General features: G+C 60.7%; 21 protein-coding genes. 10 read left to right on the forward strand and 11 right to left on the reverse strand.

All coding sequences use genetic code 11. The features are described 5' to 3' along the window. Positions 1–16 precede the first annotated feature (16 nt). From TM1040_RS12175 to TM1040_RS12190, 4 genes are all read left to right on the forward strand, one after another. The gene (locus TM1040_RS12175) at positions 17–1,180 is read left to right on the forward strand and encodes an acyl-CoA dehydrogenase family protein (RefSeq protein ID WP_011538892.1); all 1,164 of its coding nucleotides are present in this window, start codon (positions 17–19) and stop codon (positions 1,178–1,180) included. 285 nt (positions 1,181–1,465) lie between these two features. Next, positions 1,466–2,098 (forward strand): glutathione S-transferase family protein, encoded by a 633-nt coding sequence (locus TM1040_RS12180; protein WP_011538893.1) that lies wholly within the window; start codon positions 1,466–1,468, stop codon positions 2,096–2,098. A gap of 10 nt (positions 2,099–2,108) precedes the next feature. Next, positions 2,109–3,320, forward strand: coding sequence for an acetyl-CoA C-acetyltransferase (locus TM1040_RS12185; RefSeq protein WP_011538894.1), 1,212 nt, complete (start codon positions 2,109–2,111; stop codon positions 3,318–3,320). 39 nt (positions 3,321–3,359) lie between these two features. Further along, positions 3,360–5,561: a 3-hydroxyacyl-CoA dehydrogenase NAD-binding domain-containing protein gene (locus TM1040_RS12190; protein ID WP_011538895.1), complete on the forward strand. Its 2,202-nt coding sequence runs from the start codon at positions 3,360–3,362 to the stop codon at positions 5,559–5,561. Positions 5,562–5,889: 328 nt separating this feature from the next. Here TM1040_RS12190 and TM1040_RS12195 read toward each other — a convergent pair whose 3' ends face one another. Together TM1040_RS12195 and TM1040_RS12200 are read right to left on the reverse strand one after the other, a co-directional pair. Then, entirely contained in the window at positions 5,890–6,582 is a 693-nt protein-coding gene (locus TM1040_RS12195) for a Hint domain-containing protein (protein WP_011538896.1), read from the reverse strand. A 127-nt stretch (positions 6,583–6,709) separates the two neighbouring features. Continuing rightward, positions 6,710–7,375 carry a sulfotransferase family 2 domain-containing protein gene (locus TM1040_RS12200; protein WP_011538897.1) on the reverse strand — a complete coding sequence of 222 codons (666 nt, stop codon included), beginning with the start codon at positions 7,373–7,375 and terminating at the stop codon, positions 6,710–6,712. A 160-nt stretch (positions 7,376–7,535) separates the two neighbouring features. Here TM1040_RS12200 and TM1040_RS12205 point away from each other — a divergent pair, with 160 nt between their 5' ends. Then, positions 7,536–9,167: a long-chain-fatty-acid--CoA ligase gene (locus TM1040_RS12205; protein ID WP_011538898.1), complete on the forward strand. Its 1,632-nt coding sequence runs from the start codon at positions 7,536–7,538 to the stop codon at positions 9,165–9,167. Between the two features lie 176 nt (positions 9,168–9,343). Here TM1040_RS12205 and TM1040_RS12210 read toward each other — a convergent pair whose 3' ends face one another. Beyond that, positions 9,344–9,928 carry a DUF2199 domain-containing protein gene (locus TM1040_RS12210; protein WP_049763239.1) on the reverse strand — a complete coding sequence of 195 codons (585 nt, stop codon included), beginning with the start codon at positions 9,926–9,928 and terminating at the stop codon, positions 9,344–9,346. A gap of 413 nt (positions 9,929–10,341) precedes the next feature. Between TM1040_RS12210 and TM1040_RS12215 the strand changes: the two genes are divergently transcribed. Continuing rightward, positions 10,342–11,352, forward strand: coding sequence for a hypothetical protein (locus TM1040_RS12215; protein WP_044026763.1), 1,011 nt, complete (start codon positions 10,342–10,344; stop codon positions 11,350–11,352). A 67-nt stretch (positions 11,353–11,419) separates the two neighbouring features. On the opposite strand, the gene TM1040_RS12220 is transcribed toward TM1040_RS12215, so the two are convergent. The 5 genes from TM1040_RS12220 to TM1040_RS12240 all read right to left on the reverse strand — a co-directional run bounded on the left by TM1040_RS12220 (position 11,420) and on the right by TM1040_RS12240 (position 16,514). Further along, complete coding sequence (locus TM1040_RS12220) at positions 11,420–12,673, reverse strand: SPOR domain-containing protein (RefSeq protein WP_011538901.1); 1,254 nt, start codon at positions 12,671–12,673, stop codon at positions 11,420–11,422. Positions 12,674–12,854: 181 nt separating this feature from the next. Next, positions 12,855–13,487, reverse strand: a complete 633-nt coding sequence (gene upp, locus TM1040_RS12225; RefSeq protein WP_011538902.1) for a uracil phosphoribosyltransferase — start codon at positions 13,485–13,487, stop codon at positions 12,855–12,857. A gap of 84 nt (positions 13,488–13,571) precedes the next feature. Further along, positions 13,572–14,786, reverse strand: a complete 1,215-nt coding sequence (locus TM1040_RS12230) for a phosphopentomutase (protein WP_011538903.1) — start codon at positions 14,784–14,786, stop codon at positions 13,572–13,574. Then, positions 14,786–16,090 (reverse strand): thymidine phosphorylase, encoded by a 1,305-nt coding sequence (locus TM1040_RS12235; protein WP_011538904.1) that lies wholly within the window; start codon positions 16,088–16,090, stop codon positions 14,786–14,788. The genes TM1040_RS12230 and TM1040_RS12235 overlap by 1 nt, the downstream gene beginning before the upstream one ends. 4 nt (positions 16,091–16,094) lie before the next feature. After that, positions 16,095–16,514: a cytidine deaminase gene (locus TM1040_RS12240; RefSeq protein ID WP_044027141.1), complete on the reverse strand. Its 420-nt coding sequence runs from the start codon at positions 16,512–16,514 to the stop codon at positions 16,095–16,097. A gap of 349 nt (positions 16,515–16,863) precedes the next feature. On the opposite strand from TM1040_RS12240, the gene TM1040_RS12245 reads away from it, so the two are divergent. Both TM1040_RS12245 and prpE read left to right on the forward strand, forming a co-directional pair. Then, positions 16,864–19,143, forward strand: a complete 2,280-nt coding sequence (locus TM1040_RS12245) for an NADP-dependent malic enzyme (RefSeq protein WP_011538906.1) — start codon at positions 16,864–16,866, stop codon at positions 19,141–19,143. 336 nt (positions 19,144–19,479) lie between these two features. After that, the gene (gene prpE, locus TM1040_RS12250) at positions 19,480–21,372 is read left to right on the forward strand and encodes a propionate-CoA ligase PrpE (protein ID WP_011538907.1); all 1,893 of its coding nucleotides are present in this window, start codon (positions 19,480–19,482) and stop codon (positions 21,370–21,372) included. 72 nt (positions 21,373–21,444) lie between these two features. Here the strand turns inward: prpE and TM1040_RS12255 are convergent, their stop codons facing one another. Both TM1040_RS12255 and TM1040_RS12260 read right to left on the reverse strand, forming a co-directional pair. After that, positions 21,445–21,654: a CsbD family protein gene (locus TM1040_RS12255; RefSeq protein WP_011538908.1), complete on the reverse strand. Its 210-nt coding sequence runs from the start codon at positions 21,652–21,654 to the stop codon at positions 21,445–21,447. Positions 21,655–21,775: 121 nt separating this feature from the next. Further along, a complete protein-coding gene (locus tag TM1040_RS12260; RefSeq protein WP_011538909.1) occupies positions 21,776–22,321 on the reverse strand; it encodes a hypothetical protein in 546 nt (181 codons plus the stop codon). Between the two features lie 151 nt (positions 22,322–22,472). Between TM1040_RS12260 and TM1040_RS12265 the strand changes: the two genes are divergently transcribed. After that, positions 22,473–23,909, forward strand: coding sequence for an amidase family protein (locus tag TM1040_RS12265; RefSeq protein ID WP_011538910.1), 1,437 nt, complete (start codon positions 22,473–22,475; stop codon positions 23,907–23,909). A 110-nt stretch (positions 23,910–24,019) separates the two neighbouring features. Here the strand turns inward: TM1040_RS12265 and TM1040_RS12270 are convergent, their stop codons facing one another. Next, positions 24,020–24,775: an NAD kinase gene (locus TM1040_RS12270; protein ID WP_011538911.1), complete on the reverse strand. Its 756-nt coding sequence runs from the start codon at positions 24,773–24,775 to the stop codon at positions 24,020–24,022. Positions 24,776–24,951: 176 nt separating this feature from the next. Here TM1040_RS12270 and glyA point away from each other — a divergent pair, with 176 nt between their 5' ends. Continuing rightward, positions 24,952–26,247, forward strand: a complete 1,296-nt coding sequence (glyA, locus tag TM1040_RS12275) for a serine hydroxymethyltransferase (protein WP_011538912.1) — start codon at positions 24,952–24,954, stop codon at positions 26,245–26,247. Positions 26,248–26,306: the final 59 nt, after the last annotated feature.

Here is a 26,306-nt window from a genome sequence, read left to right on the forward strand (position 1 = left end):
CCCAAGGGGGAGAGAGATGAGCGCAGAGCTGGATTTTCGCACATCATCGGTGTGGATGACCGACGAGCATAAGATGCTCGCCGATATGACGCAGAGCTTTATCACCAACGAATGGGCGCCCAAATTCGAGCGCTGGCGCAAACAGGGCGAGATGGATCGCTCGACATGGGCGCAGGCCGGAGAACTGGGCCTGCTCTGCCCCTCCATCCCCGAGGAATACGGCGGTGCGGGCGGCGATTTTGGCCATGAGGCGGCGATCCTGATTGAGGCCAGCCGCGCCAATCTCGCCAGCTGGGGCCACGGGATCCACTCGGGCATCGTGGCGCATTACATCCTCTCCTACGGTACCGAAGAGCAAAAACAGCGCTGGCTGCCCAAGATGGTGTCCGGCGAGTTGGTCGGCGCGCTGGCGATGACAGAGCCGTGTACCGGATCTGACGTGCAGGCGATCAAAACCAAGGCCATTCGTGATGGCAATGTTTATCGGCTCTCGGGCCAGAAAACCTTTATTACCAATGGGCAACACGCCAACCTGATCCTTGTTGCGGCCAAGACCGACCCGTCCCAGGGCGCAAAAGGCATCTCGCTTGTGGCGCTTGAAACCGAGGGCGCTGAAGGGTTCAGCCGGGGGCGTAACCTCGAGAAGGTCGGCCTGCACGCGGCGGATACCTCGGAGCTCTTTTTCGACAATATCGCTGTGCCACCGGAGAACATTCTGGGCGCAACGGAGGCGCAAGGCTTTTACCAGATGATGCAGCAATTGCCGCAGGAACGGCTGATCATCGCCTGCGGCGCGGTTGGCGCGATGCAGGGCGCGGTCGAGCGCACCATCGCATATTGTAAAGAGCGCGAAGCCTTTGGCGGGCCGCTCACGCAGTTCCAGAATACCCGTTTCAAACTCGCCGAATGCCTGACCAAGAGTAAAGTCGCCCGCGCCTTCCTTGATGACTGCATGGTCCAGCACCTACGTGGAGAGTTGACCGTCGAAAAGGCGGCGATGGCTAAATACTGGATCACCGACGCGCAAGGCGCTGTGCTTGATGAGTGCCTGCAATTGCACGGAGGATATGGGTTCATGCAAGAATACGCCGTGGCAGAAATGTGGACCGATGCCCGTGTGCAGCGCATTTACGGCGGCACCAATGAGATTATGAAAGAGCTGATTGCGAGGTCTCTATGACAGTTCCAGCGCTTTCCCTTGCCGCGTCTGACGGATGCCTCCGGCGGGGATATTTCAGAGAAGTTGAAGGGATGGGGCGCGCCTGCCCCCGAGCTCTCCGCCTAATGGGCAAGCGCGCCTTCAGCTTCTGCGGTCATCGGCTTCCCAGCCTGTACCGTACTGCCATGTTATCGCCATCTTGGTTAACAAACGCTGACTATCCTTCATCTTCTTCAAAATATCCCACGGGGGTGCGGGGGTGTGAAACCCCCGCCGCGACATCGCCACTGGGAGGGGCGATTTGATATGAAACTCTATTGTTTTGGCGAGTCGGGCCATTCCTACAAAGTCGCACTCGCGCTCGAGCTTGCGGGACTTGATTGGGAGCCTGTCTTTGTCGACTTTTTCAACGGTATCACACGCGGAGCGGAGTTTCGCGAGGGCGTCAACGAAATGGGCGAATGCCCGGTTCTCGTTGATGGCGAGACAACCCTTACGCAATCTGGCGTGATCCAGCAGTATCTATCTGATACTTACGGCAAGTTTGGGGGATCTACGCCCGAAGAAAAGCGCGAAATCCTGCGCTGGCAGCTTTGGGACAATCACAAACTGTCCTCCAACGCGGGTCTGTGCCGGTTCTTGATGAATTTCATGCCCGAAGATAAACGGCCCGCCGAGGTGATCGCCTTTCTGCAAGGGCGCCTGAAGGCCGCTTATGCGGTTTTGGACAAGCATCTTGAGGGCCGCGACTGGATCGTGGGCGAAAGCCTCACCAACGCCGATCTCACCTGCTGCGGCTATCTCTATTACCCTGAACCTTTCGGCTTTGACCGCAAGGATTACCCCAACATCGACGCCTGGCTGTCGCGCCTCAGCGCCCTGCCCGGCTGGAAACACCCCTATGACCTGATGCCCGGCAACCCGTCGGATCGAGCTTGAGGAGACCAATATGACCGAAGCTTATATCTATGATGCCGTTCGCACCCCGCGCGGCAAGGGCCGCAAGGACGGCGCCCTCCACGAGGTGACCTCTGTGCGCCTCTCTGCCCTGACCCTGAACGCGCTGAAAGAACGCAACAACCTGGAAGGCCATGCGGTCGAGGATGTGATCTGGGGCAATGTCACGCAGGTGATGGAACAGGGTGGCTGTCTGGCGCGCTCTGCCGTGCTGGCCTCCGATCTGGATCAATCCATCCCGGGTCTTGCGATCAACCGCTTCTGCGCCTCTGGCATGGAAGCCGTGAACCTCGCTGCAAACCAAGTCAAAGGTGGCGCAGGCGATGGCTATATCGCGGGCGGCGTCGAGATGATGGGCCGTGTGGCAATGGGATCGGACGGGGCGGCGATTGCCGTGGACCCGAGCCTTGCGATGGACACGTATTTTGTGCCGCAGGGGATCTCGGCCGATATCATCGCAACCGAGTATGGGTTTACCCGCGATCAGGCCGACGCACTGGCGGTGGAATCCCAGCGCCGTGCCAAGGCCGCGTGGGATGACAATCGCTTTGCCAAGTCGATCATCACCGTACGCGACCAGAACGGTTTGGCGATCCTTGATCATGACGAATACATGCGCCCCGGCACCGATATGCAGGCGCTTGGATCGCTCAATGCATCGTTTCAGATGATGGGCGAAGTAATGCCTGGCTTTGATGCCGTGGCAAAACTGAAGTACCCGCATCTGGAAAAGGTCAACCACATCCACCACGCCGGGAACTCCTCAGGGATCGTGGATGGCTCTGCCGCGCTGTTGATCGGCAACAAGGAATTTGGCGAACGCCATGGTCTGAAGCCGCGCGCCCGTATCAAGGCAACCGCCAAGATCGGCACCGACCCGACCATCATGCTGACCGGTCCTGTGCCTGTGACCGAGAAGATCCTCAAAGACACCGGCATGACAATATCCGATCTGGATCTATTTGAGGTCAACGAGGCCTTTGCCTCCGTGGTGTTGCGCTTCCAGCAAGCCTTTGACGTCGATCCGGCCCTGGTAAACGTGAACGGCGGCTCCATCGCCATGGGGCACCCTTTGGGGGCAACCGGTGCGATCATCATCGGCACGCTGCTGGACGAGCTGGAGCGGCAGGACAAGGAATGCGGCCTTGCCACGCTCTGCATTGCATCCGGCATGGGTGCGGCCACCATCATCGAGCGCGTCTAAGCGACGCCTTCTCACCTGATAGGGTTGGAGACAAAGACTATGACCGATTTCAAATACGACGTAGACGCCGATGGCATCGCCATCATCACATGGGACGCGGAAGGCAAGAGCATGAACGTCCTCACCCGCGAGGCCTTTGGCCTGGTGGAGGACTATATCGACCGTGCGCTTGGCGATGACGCCGTCAAAGGCGTGGTGATCACTTCCGGCAAGAAAGACTTTGCGGGCGGCATGGACCTGAATGTGTTGGCCACCATCCGCGAGGAATCCGGTGAAAACCCGGCTCAGGGCCTGTTTGATTTTACGATGAATGGCCACCGCATCCTGCGCAAGCTGGAGCGCGCAGGGATGGACGCCAAGAACAACAAGGGCGGCAAGCCGATTGCCTGCGCCATCAATGGCACCTGTGCAGGCATCGGCACCGAGATCGCGCTGGCCTGTCATTACCGAACCATGACCGACAACCCAAAGGCCAAGATCGGCCTGCCGGAGATCCTGCTGGGCATCTTCCCCGGTGGCGGCGGTACCATCCGCTATTCGCGCATGGTGGGTGCCGTGAACGCCGCCCCCGTGCTGCTTGAAGGCAAGATGATGGACCCCAAGAAGGCGAAATCCGCGAGCCTTGTGGATGAGGTTGCCGCCGATCCGCTGGAAGCGGCGCGTCAGTGGGTGCTCAACGCCAAAGACGCCGATATCGTGAAGCCCTGGGATCAGAAGGGCTACAAAATGCCCGGTGGTGCGCCCTATCACCCGGCGGGGTTCATGAACTTTGTCGGCGCGTCTGCCATGGTGCATGGCAAGACCCAAGGCGCCTTCCCGGCGGCCAAGGCGCTGCTCTCGGCGGTCTATGAGGGCGCATTGGTGGATTTTGACACCGCGCTGCGCATCGAGGCGCGCTGGTTCACCCATGTTCTGATGAACCCGTCGTCCTCTGCGATGATCCGCTCGCTGTTCCTCAACAAGCAAGCGCTGGAGAAAGGCGCCGTGCGGCCCAAGGGCATTGAGGATCAGTCCGTGAAGAAGATCGGCGTGCTCGGCGCAGGCATGATGGGCGCAGGCATTGCACTGGTTTCAGCGCAGGCGGGCATGGAGGTCGTACTGATCGACCGCGATCAGGACGCCGCCGACAAAGGCAAGGCCTACTCTGCCACCTATATGGACAAGGGCATCAAGCGCGGCAAAGCCACGCCGGAGAAAAAAGAGGCGCTGCTGGCGCAGATCACCGCAACAGCAGATCTCGACGCCCTCAAAGGCTGCGATCTCATCATTGAGGCGGTGTTTGAAGACCCGGGCGTCAAGGCCGAGATGACCAAGAAGGTCGAGGCGATCATCCCCGAGGATTGCATCTTTGCCTCCAACACCTCGACCCTGCCGATCACCAGCCTGGCCGAGGCCTCGGTCCGGCCCGAGCAGTTCATCGGCATTCACTTCTTCTCTCCGGTTGAGAAGATGTTCCTGGTGGAGATCATCAAGGGTGAGAAAACCGGCGATCGCGCGGTGGCCAAGGCGCTGGACTATGTACGCCAGATCCGCAAGACGCCGATCGTGGTCAATGATGCGCGCTTCTTCTACTGCAACCGCTGCATCATCCCCTACATCAACGAGGGCGCAAGGATGATCACCGAAGGTGTCTCGCCGGTGCTGATCGACAACGCCGCGCGCCAGCTTGGCTTCCCGGTGGGGCCGATCCAGCTGACGGATGAGACCTCGATCGATCTCGGTGCAAAGATCGCACGCGCCACCAAGGCGGCGATGGGCGACGCCTATCCCGAAAGCCCGGCGGACGATCTGATCTTCTGGATGGAAGATCAGGGGCGTCTGGGGCGCAAGGCCAATGCGGGCTTCTTTGACTATGACGACAAGGGCAAGCGCGTTGAGTACTGGAAGGGGCTTGCGGAGAAATACCCGCTGGCGGAGGTTCAGCCCGATCTGGTTGAGGTCCAGGAGCGGCTGATGTTTGCGCAGGTCCTTGAGGCTGTGCGGGCACTGGAGGAAAACGTGCTGATGGACATCCGCGAGGGTGACGTGGGCGCGGTTCTCGCCTGGGGCTTTGCGCCGTGGTCCGGTGGACCGCTCAGCTGGCTTGACATCATCGGCACGCCCTATGCAGCCGAGCGTTGTGACCAACTGGCCGAGGCATACGGCGACCGTTTTGCCTGCCCGCCGCTCCTGCGGGAGATGGCCGAAAAAGGCCAGACCTTCTATGGCCGGTTTGCGCCGGAAGAGGATCAAGCCGCCTAAACCGTCCTGCCTTCATGCTGATATGGCCGCCCCTGTCTTTGGGGCGGCTATTTTTTTTGCGAGGCTCTGCCTCGCGCTCAGAGATATTTGAGAAAAGATGAAAGCTGGACCGGGAGTAGTTTTCGATCTCGGAATGGGCCTGTTGGGGCGTCAGCGCGCTCCCGTACGCCCATCGCGGCAGATCGTGGTGTGCTGGCCAGCGCAGGGGCGACGTTCGACGCGGAGCTTCCCGAAAACAAGCGCGTGCTCCAACATGAAAACACCCCGCAGCCGACCAAGCGGCGCGCGGGGTGTTTGCTCAGGAGGTGTGAGAGAGAGCGTTTGGGGATCAGGCGAAGGTCGTATACTGCGGCTCACCTGTGCCACCGCTGCCAGCAACCGCCCCTTGGGTCCAGAAGCTGTCTTCGGTGATCATGTCGATGACCAGCTCACGCGCCTCGGCGGCGGAGAGGATTGTGTAGAGCTCTTCGGAGGCGGCGGTCACGCAGTAGTGCATCAGGTCGTGATCTGCCGGGCAATAGGCCAGCACGCCCGCTTCGATATAGAGCACTTCGTCCTCGTCAAAGGTAAGCACCACGGTCTGCATGGTCACCTGCTGCGGGGCGCGGGCAATACCGCGGTAGCCTTCAAGTGCGCAAGCCGGAACAACGGCGAAGGGATCACCAAGGCTGTCTTCAAGAAGATCATGCTCGAGGAGGATGCCCTGCTCTGGCTTGACCCACATCGGGTTGCGGTTGCCCAGTGCATCACGGGGGATATAGATCGGCGCCATTTCCTGGGCGCAGGCGGTGTCGCCCAGAACCAGGGTGCGACGGGTAATGGATTTGATCGGACGCATGCCGTGATCGAAGGTCAGAACCTCGTCACCGATGGAGAGCGCTTCGACGGGGCGCCAGCCGGTTGCGGTCGCGACCATGGTCCCTGAGAGAAACCCTGCCTGGCCAGTTGCGACCATCGGAAATTCGGTTGTGAACGCCTCTGCCATCGGGGAGGCATTTCGTTTTGCAAACCAATCCAGCATGTTCCTGTCCTTTCGACCTTGATGTTGCTCCGGACCTCAGGGGCTCGAAGCTCCAATCGCCGTTCCGTGAAGCCTTTGTAGCAAATCGGTCGGGCCTGGGCGCGTGCTCTTAGGGAGCCGCTCTGTATCAAAGGGATAGGGGGTAATCGTTAAAAGAGTATTCAAATCGTTCGATTTCGAGCTGGCAGCACGTCCTTACGGCATCAACCGCCTGTGAATCATAGTAAACACGCCAGTCCGGATCGCGACGCGACTCATTCACGCGAGGCAATTCCAATGCGAATCCCAAGTGATCGAACAAAGGTGCGGCATCCTTAGCGAAATATTCGAGCCTTATGTAAAGGCTGCAATGCTCATACCCGTCCGACTGCATCATATAAGACAGAGCCGGTTGAGATTTGAGCGCGCGCATCACCAAAGGATCGGTCACAAAGCTGGTAAACGGCAGCGAATGCGCCAGTGGCACCATCGGATGATCGAAGGATTGCTCTTTGAGCCAGTGATACAGGCTCACCACGCGATCAAAGGGATTGCGCACAAGGGTAAAGGCAAACATCTGGCGCAGTTCTTCGCGGCTGGCGAGACCTTCGATGTCTGCAAGCGTTGAATGCTTCCACAATCGCCCGCGCGTCTCGGTGCCATGCAGGCGGCGGCGGCGTTTGACGGCCTTGGGCGTGTCGCCGAGCATCTCGTCTCCGGCCATCGCGCGCGACTCAAGCGCCAGTGCAAGCGCGGTGCCACCGGTCTTCGGGATATGAATAAAGACGTAGTTGCGCCCACGCGAAAGGATCATGCGCAGAGGCTAACCCATTACTGTGCTTTGGGAAACACCTGTGATCGCAGGTCAGATCCGAGGAATTGCAGCCAGCACCAAGCAATCTCTTTCAATTTCGAACGCCTCAGCGCAATAATCGCTCCCAGAGATAAAAACACTGAGCTTGGGAGGAGACTCTATGGGGTGGTTGGCCGATGAAACCGGGTTGGAGCGCAGGGCTGCAAATTATGTCGCGCTGACGCCGCTGTCCCATTTGCAGCGGGCGGCGCATGTCTTTGCCGACGAACCCGCCTTGGTCTACGGTCAGACTCGGCGCAGCTATGCCCAGTATCATGATCGCTGCACGCGGTTGGCGTCGGCATTGGCCGGGATGGGGGTTGCTCCGGGCGATGTGGTGGCAACATTGCTGCCCAACATCCCCGCACAGGCGGAGGCACATTTTGGCGTGCCAGCCTGCGGGGCGGTGCTCAATACGATCAACATTCGGCTGGATGTGGATACGGTGGCCTATATCTTTGATCACGGTCAGGCCAAAGTCGTGCTTGTGGACAGTGAATTCTTGCCTCTTGCCGAAGCCGCCAAAGAAAGACTGCAGGGCGCAGGCCCTACCCTCATTGAAGTGCCGGACACAGAGGCTGGCCATGCGGCCAGCGGTCGCTACACCACCTATGAAGACCTGATCGCGCATGGTGCAACTGATTTTGACTGGATCATGCCCGAGGATGAATGGGAGAGCCTCGCGCTCAATTACACCTCTGGCACCACCGGGCGCCCGAAAGGCGTGGTCTACCATCACCGCGGCGCCTACCTGATGACCATGGGCACGGTGGTGTCGTGGCGGTTGCAACTGCGCCCGGTCTACCTGACCATCGTGCCGCTGTTTCATTGCAACGGCTGGAACCACACTTGGATGATGCCGGTCCTGGGCGGCACCGTGGTTTGCTGTCGCAACACCACCGCCGAAGCCATCTATAACGCCATCGCGGATGAGGGTGTCACCCATTTTGGCGGCGCGCCCATCGTGCTCAACATGATCGTGAACGCCAAGGACACCGAGCGCCGCGCCTTTGACCACACGGTCGAAGTCTTTACCGCCGGTGCGCCCCCTGCCCCGGCCACGCTCGAGAAAATCGAACGCCTGGGCTTTCATGTCACGCAAGTCTACGGGCTTACAGAGACCTATGGTCATGTGACGGAATGCCTCTGGAAAGGCGACAGCTGGGACGAGCTGGATCAACAAGGGCGCGCCGCAATCAAGGCACGTCAGGGCGTGGCCTTTCCAATGATGGACCACATCACGGTCATGGACGCCGACATGCAACAGGTCCCCATGAATGGCAGCGATCAGGGGGAAATCGTGATGCGGGGCAACTCCGTCATGAAAGGTTACCTAAAGAACCCGGAAGCCACTGAAGAGGCGTTTGCGGGCGGCTATTTCCACTCTGGCGACATCGCGATTCAGCACCCGGATGGCTACATCCAGATCGCGGACCGCGCCAAGGACATCATTATCTCGGGCGGGGAGAACATCTCTTCCGTTGAAGTCGAGGGGGTCCTGATGGGCCATCCGGATGTGAACCTTGCGGCGGTCGTGGCAAAACCGGACGAGAAATGGGGCGAAGTGCCCTGCGCCTTTGTGGAACTCAAAGAAGGCGCAGATGTCGATGAGGCATCCCTAATTGCCTTTGCCCGCCAAACGCTTGCGGGCTTTAAGACACCCAAGGCAGTGGTCTTCTGCGAGCTCCCCAAGACCTCGACCGGAAAGATCCAGAAGTTTGAACTGAGGAAGAGCTTCGCAGGGGGGAGTTGAGGGCGACCTCGAGCCGTGGATGAAGACGCTTTGGTGAAATGAGACTGGATGGCGAAGATCTGTCAGACTGGGCGTGAATCTGCAATTGCTGACATTCACCACCCCATTCATAGATGGATACCACGCGGGACGAAGCACCAGTTCGCAGCGACGACGCGAATGTCGGTCTTCCTCTGTTAAGCGACCTGATCTTTCCTTGAGCACGCGTGATTTGCGAGATTGGCTATTTTTATTGCCTTTCTCCAGCTGATCCCTTCGCGTTGATCAATGGAAAGCGGATGGGAACTGTCCCAAAGATAGGCCTTTGGTCTTTGCCCCTTGGCACTCCATTGAATATCACATTCAAGGTGCTCAAGAGGAGCGCCAGCATCAGATAGATTGTAAAACGGCATGTAGACGGGCAACCACCCAAAGCTCCCGAGCGACGACTGATCCTGACCAAAGGTTTCGACGTATTTTTCGAAGCTATCTTTAGACTGAGTAACCCAAACTCCCCAAGTAACCACGGCATCGGTACCTTGGATCGGGATCTCAAGGACAACACGAATACAGAAAATCTCGTCGCCTTGGTCATCACCTTTTGCAGGTTTAATATGACAAAGATCATCCGAGGCGAAAGTCCGATCTTTTCGGTCCCCCTCGGGGACATCGAAATAGTATGTCGGAAACCGAAACGAGAACGACGGCGATCCTTGGTGAAGCTCACCACACGCGTTGCACTTGTACTGAAATTGTCGTTTGCCGAACAATCGTTTGAACAATGTATACCCTTTCCGCGCAGTGAACCAATTTGACCCAGACATTGTCTTTGTGTGCAATGGAGGTAGCTTCAGGCACAGGCCGTTCCTGCGTGACGCGCATCACAAATGAGTGCTTTCAAGCAAATACTCTCAATATCCTCCAGCACTGATACCGCACTCTTCGCGTCAGCGTATGACACTTCATCACAACCTTCTGCTTTCGCAGGCGCAAGAGCAAGCACCTCCTGCTATGCTCGCCCACTGACCGAGGGGGTGTCTTGCGCAGCCATATCTGGCCCCTTTCCACCTCAACGCCCTCTCAACGTTCGCAAAAACACCCAAGCACCACCGCTCGAGCTGCAAAGCGGTTTGCCGCCGACGCGGCTTGCATGTTAAATGCAACGAACAACAACAGGAGCAGGCATTTCCGGTCCATGACGGTACTGCGCGAATTTCAGCGGCTTGAGGCAGTGGGGATCTGGCGGGCGTCCCCGGCAGAGCAGCGGCGGGATGTGATCGTCTCGCTTGGAGATGCCACGCTCACCATCACCGATATGCAAGATCGCCCCCTCGCCCATTGGTCGCTGGCCGCGATCGAGCGCGCCAATCCCGGCGCTTTCCCGGCGCTTTATCATCCCGATGGCGACCCCGGCGAGACGTTGGAGCTTGCTGAAGATGAGGTCACCATGCGTGACGCGATCGAGAAAGTGCAAACCGCCATTGATCGCGCGCGTCCACACCCCGGGCGCCTTCGGCTCTTTGGGGGCGTGACAATTGTGGTCTGCGCGGTCGCACTCTTGGCGCTTGGGCTGCCGAAAACCATGCGAAATCAGACCCTTGCCGCTGTCTCCGACGTCCACCGCAAGGCCATAGGTCAGGCGCTTCTGGGACGTATCGAACGGGTCTCAGGTCAGGCGTGTTCGACACCAGAGGCTGAACCGATCCTGAAAAAGCTGGCGGATCGCACCGACGTGCGGCGTGTGGTTGTGCTGCGCTCCGGTATTGCCGAGAGCCTCACGCTGCCCGGCGGCATCGTCCTGATCAACCGAAGCTTTGTCGAGGATTTCGAGGACCCCGCCGTCGCCGCAGGTGCGGTGTTGGTGGAACATGTGCGCGCCGACGAGCGCGATCCGATGGCGGAGATCCTCGACATTGGCGGGGTCACCGCCACCTTCCGCCTGCTCACCACGGGGGAAATCAAACGCGACACGCTGGATCGCTACTCCGAGACCATGCTGTCCTCCCCGCGCCCGGGCGTCGATACCGAGGCACTCCTGGCTGAATTTGCCCGTGCCGCGATCCCCTCCACGCCCTATGCCTATGCGCGGGACGTGACCGGTGAATCCACCATCGGGCTGATCGAGGCGGACCCCATGGCGGGCCGGGAACTGGCACCGGTTCTGAATGACCGCGACTGGGTCCAACTTCAAAACATCTGCGGCTAAAACACTGTTTACAAACAAAAAGGCCGGGAGCATGCCCGGCCTATACTTTGCGTTTTGCCGCATTGCTCTACTTGCTGAGCCGCGCTCCGCTGAACCCTGCGGAACGGATACGCTGCAGCGCCCGATCCGCGCCCGCCGTAAAGGGCCCCGCGAGCACCACCTTGAGGGTCTGGCCGTTACGGGTGAGCGTGCCAAGACGCATCTGCAACCCGGTCGCCGCCGACAGCTCACGCGCAATGCGGCGGGCCTCCTCCTCGGAGGCAAGGGTCACGGCACGAACATAGCGTGGCTTAGACGGAACCGCCTCTGGCAGGGTCGCATCCGGGGCTGCCCGGCTCGACAAACGGGTGGCTACACCTGTGCCCTGGCGCGGCTCAAGATACCCATATCTGGCCTTGGCATCCCTCAGGACGAAGGGTGTTTTATCAAGCGGCTGCTCCAGCAAACGCCGTGGCAGCGTGTCGGACCAGACCTGCGCCATCTGCGCATCCCCTTGGGGAGAACGCTGCCCGCGTTGGATGTTCATCCGATTGTCCGCACGATCTGCCAACTCGTACCCCTCCGGCACTGCCGGGAGTTGGTTGATCACGGTCGGCCGGATGGTTTGCTCGACCCGACGGATATTCAATCGATCATCATCCCAGGCCGGGCGGTAACCCTCGGGCACCTGAAGCCCCTCGCTCTGTCGGCGCATCAGATAGACGTGCACCGGCAGGATACGCGTGTTGGGCGTGATCTGATCCAACGGATCGCCCGCATTGCGCAGTGGGCGGCGCGGTGCGGGTGCAACGACAGGCGCTGCCGGCGCAGGTGCCGCAGCAACGGGCTGAGGCGCGGCAGCGCGAATGGGCCGTGCAGGCGCAAGCGAGGTCGCGCGCGCATCCGGTGTCGGGACTTCGGCTCTGCGCTCTGGTTTGACCGCAGGAGGCGGCACGATCGAGCGCGTGCGCGCCGGTGTCGGCGTGGTCAGCCGCACCGGGGCGGCCTCGTCGACACGATCCTCATCCGGCGTCAGAGTGATGATATCGGGACGCGGGTCTTGCGTTTGGGGCTGCTGGCGCGTTGAGCCTGCGATGTTGGACGGTTCCGCACCACAAAGCTGCTGACGGGCGCGGTTCACACGCGGAATCCACGTCACATTGCCGTCCACACCGGCGCGAATAAAGATGCAGCCACGGCTGTCCACATATTGACGACCCTGATAACTCGCCGGTGGAAACTCTGCTGGTTGCGCCGTCTTGGAGGACAGCTGCGCGCTGACACCAGTTGCCAAGCCGGATGCCAAGATGAGGGATACTGCCGTAATTGTAGTTATTTTCATCCAACTGCCCCACAATATATGGCGGCAGGATGCCTCAAATCCCCAACTGAGTAAAGGCAATCTGGGCAACAATATGGCGCGATCCGTCTGATCGTCGCCATATTGCGGGGGTGGCCCCAAACCTCAGCTGTTGCGCGCAGAGTGTCGCGCGTGGCAGCTGGTGCATGGGGCCATCTCTGGGCTATTTGGTGCCGAACATACGGTCGCCCGCATCCCCGAGCCCGGGCATGATGTAGCCCTTTTCATTGAGGCCGCGATCCAGCGAGGCGGTGATGATCTTCACATCCGGATGCGCTTCTTTCATGCGTGCCACCCCTTCGGGCGAGGCCAGCAGGCACAAGAACCGAATGTTGTTGGCGCCTGCTTTTTTCAGCAGGTCAACCGCAGCGACCGAGGAATTTCCCGTCGCCAGCATCGGGTCCACCGCAATCACCATCCGGTCAGAGATCTGCTGCGGAACTTTGAAATAATACTGCACCGGCTCCAGCGTTTCCTCGTCGCGGTACATGCCGACAAAGCCCACCCGCGCCGAGGGCACCAGCTCGAGCACCCCATCGAGCATGCCGTTGCCTGCGCGCAGGATCGACACAAGTGCCAGCTTCTTGCCCGCGAGGATCGGCGCTTCCATTTCCTCCATAGGGGTTTCGATGGTGGTCGTCGTGAGCGGCAACTCGCGGGTGACCTCATAGGCCAACAGCTGCGTCAGCTCGCGCAACAGCTGGCGAAATTCATAGGTGGACGTGGCCTTGTCCCGCATGATGGTCAGCTTGTGTTGTACGAGCGGGTGGTCAACGACGGTCAGGTGGTCACTCATCAGGCGCACTCCTTTTGTTTTTTGTTTTCATAAGCGCCCCGCCCCCGGACAAGCAAGGCGTTTTCCGGTCGCGCCTTGGCGCGTTCAGGGCAAAAAGCTGCGCCCCGGCCCCTCGGAGGGTACCCCCAGATGCGCTGCAACCGACGCGGCGATGTCGACAAACCCCACGGTTCCGATGCACCCCGACCCCGCCCCTGCAACAAGCACCGGCACCTGTTCGCGGGTATGGTCGGTCCCGGGCCAGCTTGGATCGTTGCCGTGGTCTGCGGTCAGCACCATCAGGTCCCCCGGACGCAACTGCGCGAGGATTCCGGTAATCTCGCGATCGAACCACTCGAGCGCCCGCGCATAGCCCGCGACATCTCGGCGGTGACCATAAAGGCTGTCAAACTCGACAAAATTTGCAAAGGTCAGGCTGCCGTCTTCAGCGCTTTGCACCGCATTGGCAAGATGGCGCATCAGAGCCTGATCAGAGCCTTTCTCAAGTGTATCAATGCCTTGCATGGAGAAGATGTCACCAATCTTGCCGATGGCATGGACACGTCCACCGGCAGCCTGAACCCAATCGGTCAGGATCGGGGCCGGAGGTTTAATGGCATAGTCGCGCCGATTGGTGGTGCGCTCAAACCCTGCATCAGGGGAGCCCACGAATGGACGCGCGATCACGCGGCCCACCCTGCGGGCATGCAGATAGGGCGCGATATCGGCGCAAAGCTTGAGCAAGCGCTCAAGGCCAAAATGCTCCTCATGTGCAGCGATCTGAAAGACGCTATCGGCCGACGTGTAGCAGATCGGCAGCCCCGTCCGCAGGTGTTCTGCGCCAAGCTCCGCGATGATGCTGGTGCCAGAAGCATGACAGTTCCCCAAGATTCCCGAGACCCCGGCGGCCTGTGCCACATGCGCCACCAGATCCGCATCAAAGGCTGCCCCCTCCTCGGGGAAATAGCCCCAGTCCCATGGCACTGGCAGGCCGGCAAGTTCCCAGTGGCCTGAGGGAGTGTCCTTGCCCGCGCTCACCTCGACCGCAGCGCCCCAAAGCCCGGCTGGCACAGCATCAAGACCCGGCGCAGGCTGGCCGGAGGCAAGGCGCACTGCCGCGCCCAGACCCATCGCATCAAGCGTTGGCAAATGCAGCCCGCCCCGGCGCCCCTCCTCGGCGCGCTTCTCCGCACAAGCCTGTGCAATATGCGCGACGGTATTGGCCCCGAGATCGGGCAGATCCTTGTTGTAATAGGCCCCGGCATCCGGCGCGCCGCCGATACCAACCGAGTCCAATACAACCAGAAAGGCACGCGCCATCAGCTGATCCTCTCATGCAACAGCGGCGGCAGGTCGGGTGCGGCAGGTGCAAGCCTCACCGCCGCCCGCAAGGCCGAGATCGCATCTTGCGCGGCCTCTGCGTGGGCGGCATGAACGCGCGCAATGACATCGCCCCTGGCCACTTTGGCCCCCAAGTGCAGCAGGTCCGAGATCCCGACCGCAGGGTCGATACGGTCGCTTTCAACCATACGCCCGCCGCCCAGCCGAACCACCAGCAGACCAAGGGCCTCGCCGTCGATCGCCGCAACATAGCCTGCGTCCTCGGCCGTGACCTCTGCGCAGACCGGTGCTTGCGGCAGCGCGCGCGCCCATGTCTCAAGCTCTGTGGACGGACCACCCTGCGCGGCAATCATTCGGGCAAACCGCTCTGCCGCGCGACCTTCGGCGATTGCGGCGGCAATTTGCGTCTCGCCCGCCTCTTGGTTGGGGGCAAGTCCCGCCTGCTGCAACAGCGCGCCACCAAGTGCCACGGTGATCTCGATGATCTGCCCGCTCGACTGACCGGTGAGCGCCCGCACCACTTCGGCAACCTCAAGCGCATTGCCCAAGGCTGGAACAAGCGGCTGGTTCATGTCGGTGATCAGCGCCTGCGTCGGACACCCCGCCGCCTTTGAGGTTTCCACCAGAGAGGTCGCCAAAGCGCGCGCCTCCTCCACAGTTTTCATAAAGGCGCCCGAGCCGATTTTGACATCCAGCACCAATGCCTCGGGGCTGGCAGCCAGCTTTTTCGAAAGGATCGATGCTGTAATCAGATCGAGGCTCTCCACCGTGGCCGTCACATCGCGCACCGCATAAAGCCGCTTGTCCGCCGGGGCAATCCGCGCGGTTGCCCCCACGATGGCGCAGCCAACGTCGGCCACAATTCCCGCCAGCCGATCTTGCGTGACCTCGGTGCTTAGACCGGGGATCGCCTCCAGCTTGTCGAGCGTGCCACCGGTGTGCCCAAGACCGCGTCCCGAGATCATCGGGACATAAGCGCCACATTCCGCAAGCGCAGGCGCCAGAAGAAGCGACACGCAATCGCCGACCCCACCGGTCGAGTGTTTGTCCACCACCGGCCCCGGCAGATCCCACGTCAGAACATCGCCGCTGTCGCGCATCGCAAGTGTCAGGTCAGAGCGCGCCGCGGCTGGCAACCCGTTGAGACAGATCGCCATAGCAAAGGCGCCCGCCTGCGCGTCGCTGACGGCGCCACTGGCAAGCCCCTCGGCAAACCAGCGCAGCTCCTCGGTGCTTGGGGTGTGTTTCTGCCTTAACCGGGCAATGACCGCGCGCGCATCCATGCCCTCAGCTCCGCTCCATATGGCCTGCGTCAAACGCGCCAGGCAGCAGATCACCAATCGTGGTCTGCATTTCGACGCCATCGGTGGTTGCAAGGGTCACCGCGACCTCGGCAGCGCCGAATTCCTTGAGCTTCTGACGGCAGCCGCCGCAGGGCGGCACCGGGCTTGGGCAATCGGCGATCACATAGGCCTCAAGAAGTTCAGTTTCACCGGCCGCCACCATCGCCGCAATCGCACCGGCCTCGGCACAGGTGCCTTCGGGATAGGCCACGTTTTCGACATTGCAGCCCACATAGACCGTGCCGGATTTGGCCCGGATCGCCGCGCCCACCTTGAAGTTCGAATAGGGCGCATGGGCATTCTGGCGCACCGTAGCAGCGGCTGCGCGCAATGGATGAATAGTATCGGTGTCTGATGCAGGCATAATGATCTCCGTCCTCGCAGGGGGCCGTGGCTGACGATCCTGCGCCAGCGCGTGGGGCCTCGGGCCTTGTGGCATTCGTGTGGTCCTGTTGTCCCAGTCTTTGCCCGTTTTGATCGGATGGTCAAATGTCATCTCGCGGCACCCTCCCTCAATCAACAAGACCAAAGCCTTCTGGCAGGCTGAACAGAGCATGCCGTCCCGCACCCCGGCAGGAATTTTGGCGAGCCGCCCGCCACTCAGTGATGCGAGATGCAAAGCCTTGCCGATGATCTGCGCCTTGTGCAAAAGGCGGTTCCCCTCACCCGCAAGATAGTTTAGCACTAAACTATCACCATCAGGAGCGACCTTCATGCCCGACAAGACCTCGGAATCCCTGCGCGACGCGGCTCTGCGCTACCACGAGTTCCCGCGTCCCGGTAAACTGGAAATTCGCGCCACAAAACCGCTGGCCACTGGCAACGACCTTGCACGGGCCTACTCACCCGGCGTGGCTGAAGCCTGTCTTGAGATCAAGGACGACGAGGCCAATGCCGCGCGCTACACGGCGCGGGGCAATCTGGTTGCGGTGGTCTCCAACGGCTCTGCGGTTCTGGGACTTGGCAACATCGGTGCGCTGGCCTCCAAACCGGTGATGGAAGGCAAGGCGGTTCTATTCAAGAACTTCGCCAATATCGACTGCTTTGACATTGAATTGAACGAGAGCGATCCTGAGAAACTGGCCGACATCGTCTGCGCGCTGGAGCCGACCTTTGGCGCGGTAAACCTTGAAGACATCAAGGCACCTGATTGTTTTATCGTCGAAAAACTCTGTCGCGAGCGGATGAACATCCCCGTGTTTCACGATGACCAGCATGGCACCGCGATCGTTGTCGGCGCCGCGGCCAAGAACGCGCTCCATGTAGCGGGCAAGAAGTTCGAGGACATCAAGATCGTCTCGACCGGCGGCGGGGCAGCGGGCATTGCCTGCCTCAACATGCTGCTGAAACTTGGGGTCAAGCGAGAGAACGTCTGGCTCTGCGATATTCACGGCTTGGTCTATGAAGGCCGCGAGGAGGACATGAACCCGCACAAGGCGGCCTTTGCTCAGGCTTCTGAGAAACGGACGCTGGATGAGGTGATCGACGGCGCGGATCTGTTCCTTGGCCTTTCCGGTCCCAATGTGCTCAAGCCCGAGATGGTCACGAAGATGGCGAAACGCCCGATCATCTTTGCGCTGGCGAACCCGACCCCGGAGATCATGCCCGATGAGGCGCGCAAGGTGGCGCCAGACGCTATCATCGCCACGGGTCGCAGCGATTTTCCCAATCAGGTCAACAACGTACTGTGCTTTCCGTTTATCTTCCGTGGCGCGCTGGACGTTGGCGCCACTGAGATCAACGACGAGATGCAGATTGCCTGTGTCGAGGGGATCGCAGAGCTTGCGCGGACCACAACCTCAGCCGAGGCGGCTGCGGCCTACAAGGGGGAGCAGCTCACCTTTGGCGCGGATTACCTGATCCCAAAGCCTTTTGACCCGCGTCTGGTGGCGGTGGTTTCCTCTGCCGTTGCGCGCGCGGCCATGTCCAGCGGCGTGGCCAAGCGGCCGATCGACGATCTGGGGGCTTACCGCGCCAAGCTGAACCAAAGCGTGTTCAAATCCGCGCTCCTGATGAAACCTGTGTTCGAGGCCGCTCGCGCGGCAGCCCGCCGGATCGTCTTTGCTGAAGGCGAAGACGAGCGCGTCTTGCGCACCGCACAGGAGATGCTGCGCGAGACCACAGAGACTCCGATCCTGATTGGTCGACCGGAGGTGATCGAGCACCGCTGCCAGCGTCTGGGACTGTCGATCCGTCCCGGTCAGGACGTTCAAATTGTGAACCCTGAAAACGATCCGCGCTACCGTGACTATTGGACCAGCTATCATCGGATCATGGAGCGCCGGGGGGTGACGCCGGATCTCGCCAAAGCGATCCTGCGCACCAACACCACCGCGATTGGCGCCATCATGGTGCATCGCGGAGAGGCGGACAGCCTGATCTGCGGCACGTTCGGAGAGTACCGCTGGCACCTCAACTATGTGCAGCAGATCCTGGGCGGCGGTTCTTATGCGCCACATGGGGCGCTCTCGATGATGATCCTCGACGATGGGCCGATGTTCATTGCCGACACCCAGGTCCGCATTGAACCGACTCCAGAAGAAATCGCCGAAACCGTGATCGGTGCAGCGCGCCATGTGCGCCGATTTGGTCTGAAGCCGCAGATTGCGCTCTGTTCGCAGAGCCAGTTCGGCAACATCCAATGCGACACCGGGGAGCGTCTGCGCGCAGCTTTGGCGATCCTCGACGACAAGCGGCGCGATTTTGTCTACGAGGGCGAAATGAACATCGACACCGCGCTCGACCCGGAGCTGCGTGAGCGGATCTTCCCCAATTCGCGGCTAGAAGGTGCTGCCAATGTGCTGGTCTTTGCCCATGCGGATGCGGCGTCTGGTGTGCGCAACATCCTCAAGATGCGCTCTGGCGGGCTTGAGGTCGGGCCGATCCTGATGGGCATGGGCAACCGCGCTCATATTGTTTCCCCGTCGATCACCGCACGCGGATTGTTGAACATGGCCGCCATCGCGGGCACTCCGGTCGCCCATTACGGCTGACGCCCAGCGCAGCGCAAAATGATCTCTGCGAGGGGCAGCCCTGCCCTTCGCCCTCCACGCGCGGCGCGCCGTGGCCTCGACCTTGACCTTGACCTAAGGTGAGTCGGCGCCGCCCTGCTGGATTTACCACAAGATTAGCTTTGCAACTTTGCAGACCTGACAGATTTCCCCTGCAAAATTCGCCCAATTCCAGGGTTTGCAAAACTTTGCAACTCCACTTGGCAAAATCTATCGCTAACAGGTTCTAATTCGTCGCAGCAGCCGTCGCCGCGCTTGCGAGAGCTTTGCTCTTGCGCCTAGGCTCTGTCCTCAGAACAGACAGGGAGGAGGACCCCGATGACCTATTCTGAGGTATATGCGCAGTGGAAAGCCGATCCAGAGGGGTTCTGGATGGAGGCGGCCGGCGCCATCAGCTGGGACAAAGCCCCGTCAAAGGCGCTGAGCGATCTGGGCGGTGGGCTCTATGAGTGGTTTGCCGACAGCAAGGTCAACACCTGCTACAACGCGGTGGACCGTCATGTTGAGGCCGGGCGCGGCGAGCAGACCGCGATCATCTACGACAGCCCCGTCACCCACACAAAACGCGAGATTTCCTTTGTCGAGCTGCGCAACCGCGTGGCCACCCTCGCCGGTGCGTTGCGCGCCAAGGGGGTCGAAAAAGGCGATCGCGTCATCATCTACATGCCGATGATCCCCGAAGCGCTGGAAGCCATGCTCGCCTGTGCGCGGATCGGCGCGGTGCATTCGGTGGTCTTTGGCGGCTTTGCCTCCTCGGAGCTTGCGGTGCGGATTGACGACGCCACCCCCAAGGCGATCATCGCCGCCTCCTGCGGGATCGAGCCGGGACGTATCGTCCATTACAAGCCGCTTCTGGATGGAGCCATCGACATGGCCAGCCACAAGCCGGACTTCTGCGTGATCCTCCAGCGCGAGCAGGAAGTTGCGGAGCTTGTCGAGGGGCGCGACGTGAACTGGCACGGGTTCCAATATGGCGTCGAGCCTGCAGACTGTGTGCCGGTCGAGGGCAATCATCCCTCCTATATCCTCTATACCTCCGGGACCACCGGACAGCCCAAGGGGGTGATCCGCCACACGGCCGGGCAGCTTGTGGCGCTCAATTGGTCTATGAAGAACATCTATAACGTCGATCCGGGCGATGTGTTCTGGGCCGCGTCCGACGTGGGCTGGGTCGTGGGACACAGCTATATCTGCTATGGACCGCTCATCCATGGCAACACCACCGTTGTCTTTGAGGGCAAGCCCGTGGGCACGCCTGATGCGGGCACCTTCTGGCGGGTGATCTCGGAACATAAGGTCAAAAGCTTCTTCACCGCGCCCACCGCATTCCGCGCCGTCAAACGCGAAGATCCCAAAGGCGAGTTTGTTGGGAAATACGATCTTTCCTGTCTGGAGCAGGTCTATCTCGCGGGCGAGCGCGCAGATCCCGACACGATCATCTGGGCGCAGGACCAACTGGGCGTGCCAGTCATCGATCACTGGTGGCAGACAGAAACCGGCTGGTCGATTGCTGCCAATCCGCTTGGTATTGAAACGCTCCCGGTGAAGCTCGGCTCCCCCGCCGTGCCAATGCCCGGCTATGACGTGCAGATCCTTGACGAGGGGGGCCATCCTGTCGCCCCCGGAGAGCTGGGTGCGATTGCGGTCAAACTCCCCCTGCCCCCAGGCACGCTGCCAACGCTCTGGAACGCCGAAGAGCGGTTCAAGAAAAGCTACCTCACCACCTTTCCTGGCTACTACGAGACGGGCGATGCAGGGATGATGGATGAGGATGGGTATCTCTACATCATGGCGCGCACCGATGACGTCATCAACGTGGCCGGACATCGCCTGTCTACAGGCGCGATGGAAGAGGTGCTTGCGGGCCACCCGGATGTTGCAGAATGCGCCGTGATCGGCGTGGCAGACCAACTGAAGGGGCAGATGCCCCTGGGCTTCCTCTGCCTCAACTCCGGCTGCAATCGTCCTCATTCCGAGATCACCGCCGAGGTGGTCAAACTGGTGCGCGAAAAGATCGGCCCCGTGGCGGCGTTCAAACTCGCCTGCGTGGTGGATCGCCTCCCCAAGACGCGCTCGGGCAAGATCCTGCGGGGCACCATGGTCTCCATCGCGGACAACACCGAGTGGAAGATGCCCGCGACCATCGATGATCCGGCCATCCTGGACGAGATCAAAACCGCCCTCCAAAGCCTCGGCTACGCCCAAGGGTAGGACAGAACAAAGAAAAGCGGCCCGCCTTGGGGCCGCTTCCTCGTCCACGCTGCGATGAGCGCGGTGCTCGTATCAGATCTTTTCCTTCAGGCTCTCTGCAAAGGCATCGATCTGACGCTCAGCATCTTCGCGCGCCAAACCATAGCGCTCCTGCAGCAGACCAGCGAGTTTGTCTCGGTCGCCGGCCGCCTGATCGATCTCATCCTCGCTGAGCTTGCCCCACTGGGTTTGCGCCTCGCCTTTGAGCTGCTTCCATTTGCCTTCGATAATATCCCAATTCATGATCTCTGCTCCTTTGCAGGTTGGATCACAGTGCGTCCACAGACGCTCGCTGCTTGACCTCTCAACGTCCCGCCTCCGGGATTGTTCCAAGAAATCCTCCGCAAAGAGATCAGAAATCAGGTCAAGGTCGCAGCTCCTTTGGCTCAAAGAAGAAACGCACATGGCTGTCCGGCCGCTCTGCCAGCTCTCCGTTGCGGTAACGGTATTCGATCCGGTAGCGCTGCGGTCCATCCGGGTAATACCCAGCACAAGGCGCATCCGGATCGTAACTCTCATTGAGCTGACTCTGGATCAGCTCAGCATATTGCGGGCCGAGATCCGGGTCCCCGCCATCAACGTAGCGGATCGTCGGCGCCTGCCCCCAATTCGAGGGGCAGCCCCAGCCGAACAGAAACTCGTATTCGGAAGAAGCCAGGAAAACCCACGGCTCACCGGCGGGGTTCTCGATCGCAAACCACGACGCGTTGTAGATGATCCCCTCCTCGGTGCGCATGTAGGACAAACCGGAGCACGATTGCGTGGCGGGATCATAGCCGTCGCATTCATAGGGCGTCTCGCCCATTTCCTCAATGACCTGCAATACAGATACAAAGCTCTCCGCCTGCAGCGGCAAAGCAGAGCCAACAGAGATGGCACACACCGCAGAAAACGCGATTAATCTATTCATGTTTTGGGGTTCTTTCAAAAAATATCGCTCCGGGAACAGCCTTCGCGCTTCCACAGGCAGGATCAAGCACAATCCCCAAATAACAAGTTAAATTCCCCCCTTCCCAGCCCCTCAAACGGACACTAGTCTCCGCCTCAAGGAGATTGTTAACATGTCAAATCAAGAGCTTTGGCGCCTGAGCGCAGAAGAATTGTCCACCCAGACCCGCAACGGCGACATCAGTCCAACAGAGGCGGTGACCTCTGTGCTTGCGCGGATGGATCAGGTGAACCCGGCGCTCAATGCGGTGGTCGAGGATCTCCGGGACGAGGCTCTGGCGCGGGCCGAAGTTCTCGACAGCACGCCAAAGGCGCTGCGCGGCCCCTTGCACGGCGTCCCTGTCACCATCAAGATCAACATCGATCAAACCGGGCATCCGACATCAAACGGCATTCCTGCGCTCAAGGATCTGATCGCCCCCGATGACGCGCCGGTGGTGCAAAACCTAGAACGCGCCGGAGCTGTGGTGATCGGGCGCAGCAACACGCCAGAGTTTTCCTTCCGCGCCGATACCGACAATCCCCTTTATGGGCGCACCCATAATCCCTGGGGGCAGCATATCTCGCCCGGCGGCTCTTCGGGCGGTGGCGGCGCTGCAGTGATGGCGGGGATTGGTCCGCTGGCACATGGCAATGACATTGGCGGCTCCCTGCGCTTTCCCGCAGCGGCCAATGGCGCGGTCACCGTGAAGCCGGGCTTTGGGCGCGTGCCCGCCTGGAACCCCAGCCAAAAAGCCGAACGCGGCCTATTGGCCCAATTGATGAGCGTTCAAGGCCTGATGACCCGCTCCGCGCGCGATTTGCACCTCTCGATGCCCGCGATGATCGCGCCCGACATTCGCGACCCCTTCCACGCCCCGGTGCCGTGGCGCGGGGCGGCGCCGGACGGCCCGGTCAAGGTCGCCTTCACCCGCAACACCCATGGCTATGACCTCCACCCCGAGGTGGACGCGGCGCTCTTGGCGGCGCGCGACGCGCTGATGGATGCCGGGTATATCGTCGAGGAGATCGAGCCCCCCAATGTCTTTGAGGCCGGGCGCACAGGCTATCGCGCGCTCATGGGCGAAATTCATGCGTTGATGAAACCCGACCTCGACGCCATGGGCTCCGAGATCATCCGCACGATGTTTGACACCTATTTTCAGGAGTTCCCGCCCTTCCACGGTGATGAGCTGCTCAAGATGTACGCCAAACGCAGCCATTACGCCCGCCAATGGGCCATGTTCATGGCCGATTACCCGCTGGTGCTGACGCCCTTCCTGCCGCATCCGTTCTTTGCGCCTGATCGCGATCGCGAAGGTGTCGCGGGCGCCCATGATGTGCTGGGCTGTGCGGTCTACTCCTACGCCATGAATTACATGGGCCTACCAGCCGCCTGCGTGCCTGCGCGCCTCGCACAGCTTCCAAAGGGCCTACAACCCATCAACGTGCAGATCGTGGCGCCGCGCTGGCGCGAAGACATGGCCGTGGATGCCGCTATCGCCATTGAGGATCGCATCGGACAGATGGCTGCCCCGCTCTGGGATCACATGCAGTCCATGACTCGCTGAGCGACGACCTGTGCGCGCCGATGCCTTCTTCTAACCAGAAATATCCCCGCCGGAGGCACGGCCTTGGACCCATGGGTCCAAGGCTCAACCTGTCGCGCGCCAGCGCGGCCTCAGTTGAACTGTTCCGAGATCAGCCGTTCCTCAAGCCCATGACCGGGGTCAAACAGGATCTTGTGGCTGATCCGGCGTTCACTCTGGATTTCAACCCAGTCGATCTCCTTGAAGGAAATCGAATCCGCTTCCGCCATCACGGGTCGCTTGGCCGCATCGATCACGTCAAAACGCACGGTGGCCCCACTGGGCAGCAACGCGCCGCGCCAGCGCCTTGGGCGAAAGGCCGCAATCGCCGTCAGCGCCAGCACATCCGCCCCGATGGGCAGGATCGGGCCGTGCGCCGAAAAATTATAGGCGGTGGAGCCCGCAGGCGTCGACACCAGCGCGCCATCGCAAACCAGCTCCGCCATCCGCTGCCGCCCATCAACCGAGATCTTGAGCTTGGCCGCCTGCGGACCCTGCCGCAGCAAGGACACTTCGTTGATCGCCATCGCCTCATGCATGACCCCGGCCCGGTCCTGCGCCCGCATCCGCAAGGGGTGGATGATCTCTTCATTGGCGGCCTCCAGCCGTTCCAGAAGCGCGTCCTCGCCAAAGCTGTTCATCAAGAAACCAACCGTGCCGCGGTTCATCCCGTAGATCGGAATATTGAGATCAACGGTGTCACGCAGCGTGTGCAACATGAACCCATCGCCCCCCAGCGCCACGATAACATCTGCGGCCTCGACGGCGACAGATCCGTAGCGTTTGCTCAGAACAGAAAGAGCCGTCTGCGCCAAAGGGGCCTCGCTGGCCAGAAATGCGATTCTCATAAGGCGCGATCCTGTTTCCGGTAGGGTCCAAACGGTTCCGAAACAAGCACAGGTTTTCCCCGTTGACCAGAGTTGCCGTTCACCTGATGCGTTTCGTCGCTTTACAGCCTTTCAGATCCGTGAAGTTTCCTATAGGAAATCTCGCAAATACCAAGCCCCAACCAGACGGAGCCAATATGACTGACGCGACCCGCGACCCCGGTTTCTTCACCCAAAGCCTCTCTGAGCGCGACCCAGAGCTTTTTGGCGCAATCACCGATGAACTCGGTCGTCAGCGCGACGAGATCGAGCTGATCGCCTCCGAAAACATCGTCTCTGCTGCCGTCATGGAAGCGCAGGGCTCTGTGCTGACCAACAAGTATGCCGAAGGCTACCCGGGCCGTCGCTATTATGGCGGCTGCCAGTATGTCGACGTGGCCGAAAACCTCGCCATCGACCGGGCCAAGCAGCTGTTCAACTGCGAATTTGCCAATGTGCAGCCCAACTCCGGCTCGCAGGCGAACCAGGGCGTGTTCCAGGCGATTCTGAAGCCCGGCGACACCATCCTCGGCATGGATCTCGCGTCCGGCGGTCACCTCACCCATGGTGCAGCGCCAAACCAGTCCGGCAAATGGTTCAACGCGGTGCACTACGGCGTGCGCGAATCCGACTGCCTGATCGACTATGATCAGGTTCAGGCACTTGCGACCGAGCACCAGCCCAAGCTGATCATCGCCGGCGGCTCCGCGATCCCGCGCCAGATCGATTTTGCCAAGTTCCGTGAAATCGCTGACAGCGTCGGTGCCTATCTGCTGGTGGACATGGCGCATTTCGCCGGTCTTGTTGCAGCAGGCGAGCATCCTTCGCCCTTCCCGCATGCTGATGTGGCCACCACCACCACCCACAAGACCCTGCGCGGCCCGCGTGGCGGCATGATCCTGACCAACAACCCGGATCTGGCAAAGAAATTCAACTCTGCCATCTTCCCGGGCATTCAGGGCGGCCCGCTGATGCACGTGATCGCAGGCAAAGCCGCCGCCTTTGGCGAGGCGCTGAAGCCCGAGTTCAAATCCTACCAGAAACAAGTGCGTGCAAACGCGGTTGCGCTGGCGGATGAGCTGATCAAAGGCGGTCTGGACATCGTGACCGGCGGCACCGACACCCATGTGATGCTGGTAGACCTGCGCCCCAAAGGCGTGACGGGCAACATCGTCGACAAAGCGCTCGGCCGTGCGCATATCACCACCAACAAGAACGGCATCCCGTTCGACCCGGAAAAGCCCACCGTGACCTCCGGTATCCGCCTCGGCACGCCTGCAGGCACGACCCGTGGGTTTGGTGAGGAAGAGTTCCGCGAGATCGCCCGTCTGATCGTCGAGGTGGTCGACGGTCTCGCAGCCAATGGCGAGGACGGCAACGCCGCGGTCGAAGAAGCCGTGCGTGGCAAAGTCGCGGCGCTCTGCGGCCGCTTCCCGCTCTATCCAAACCTCTGATCTGGCGCCTCACCCGAGGTTGCTCTGCACCGCCGCGCTCTTTCGGGCGCGGCGGTTTT

Origin of the sequence: Ruegeria sp. TM1040, from assembly GCF_000014065.1 — a bacterium.
Classification (GTDB): domain Bacteria; phylum Pseudomonadota; class Alphaproteobacteria; order Rhodobacterales; family Rhodobacteraceae; genus Epibacterium.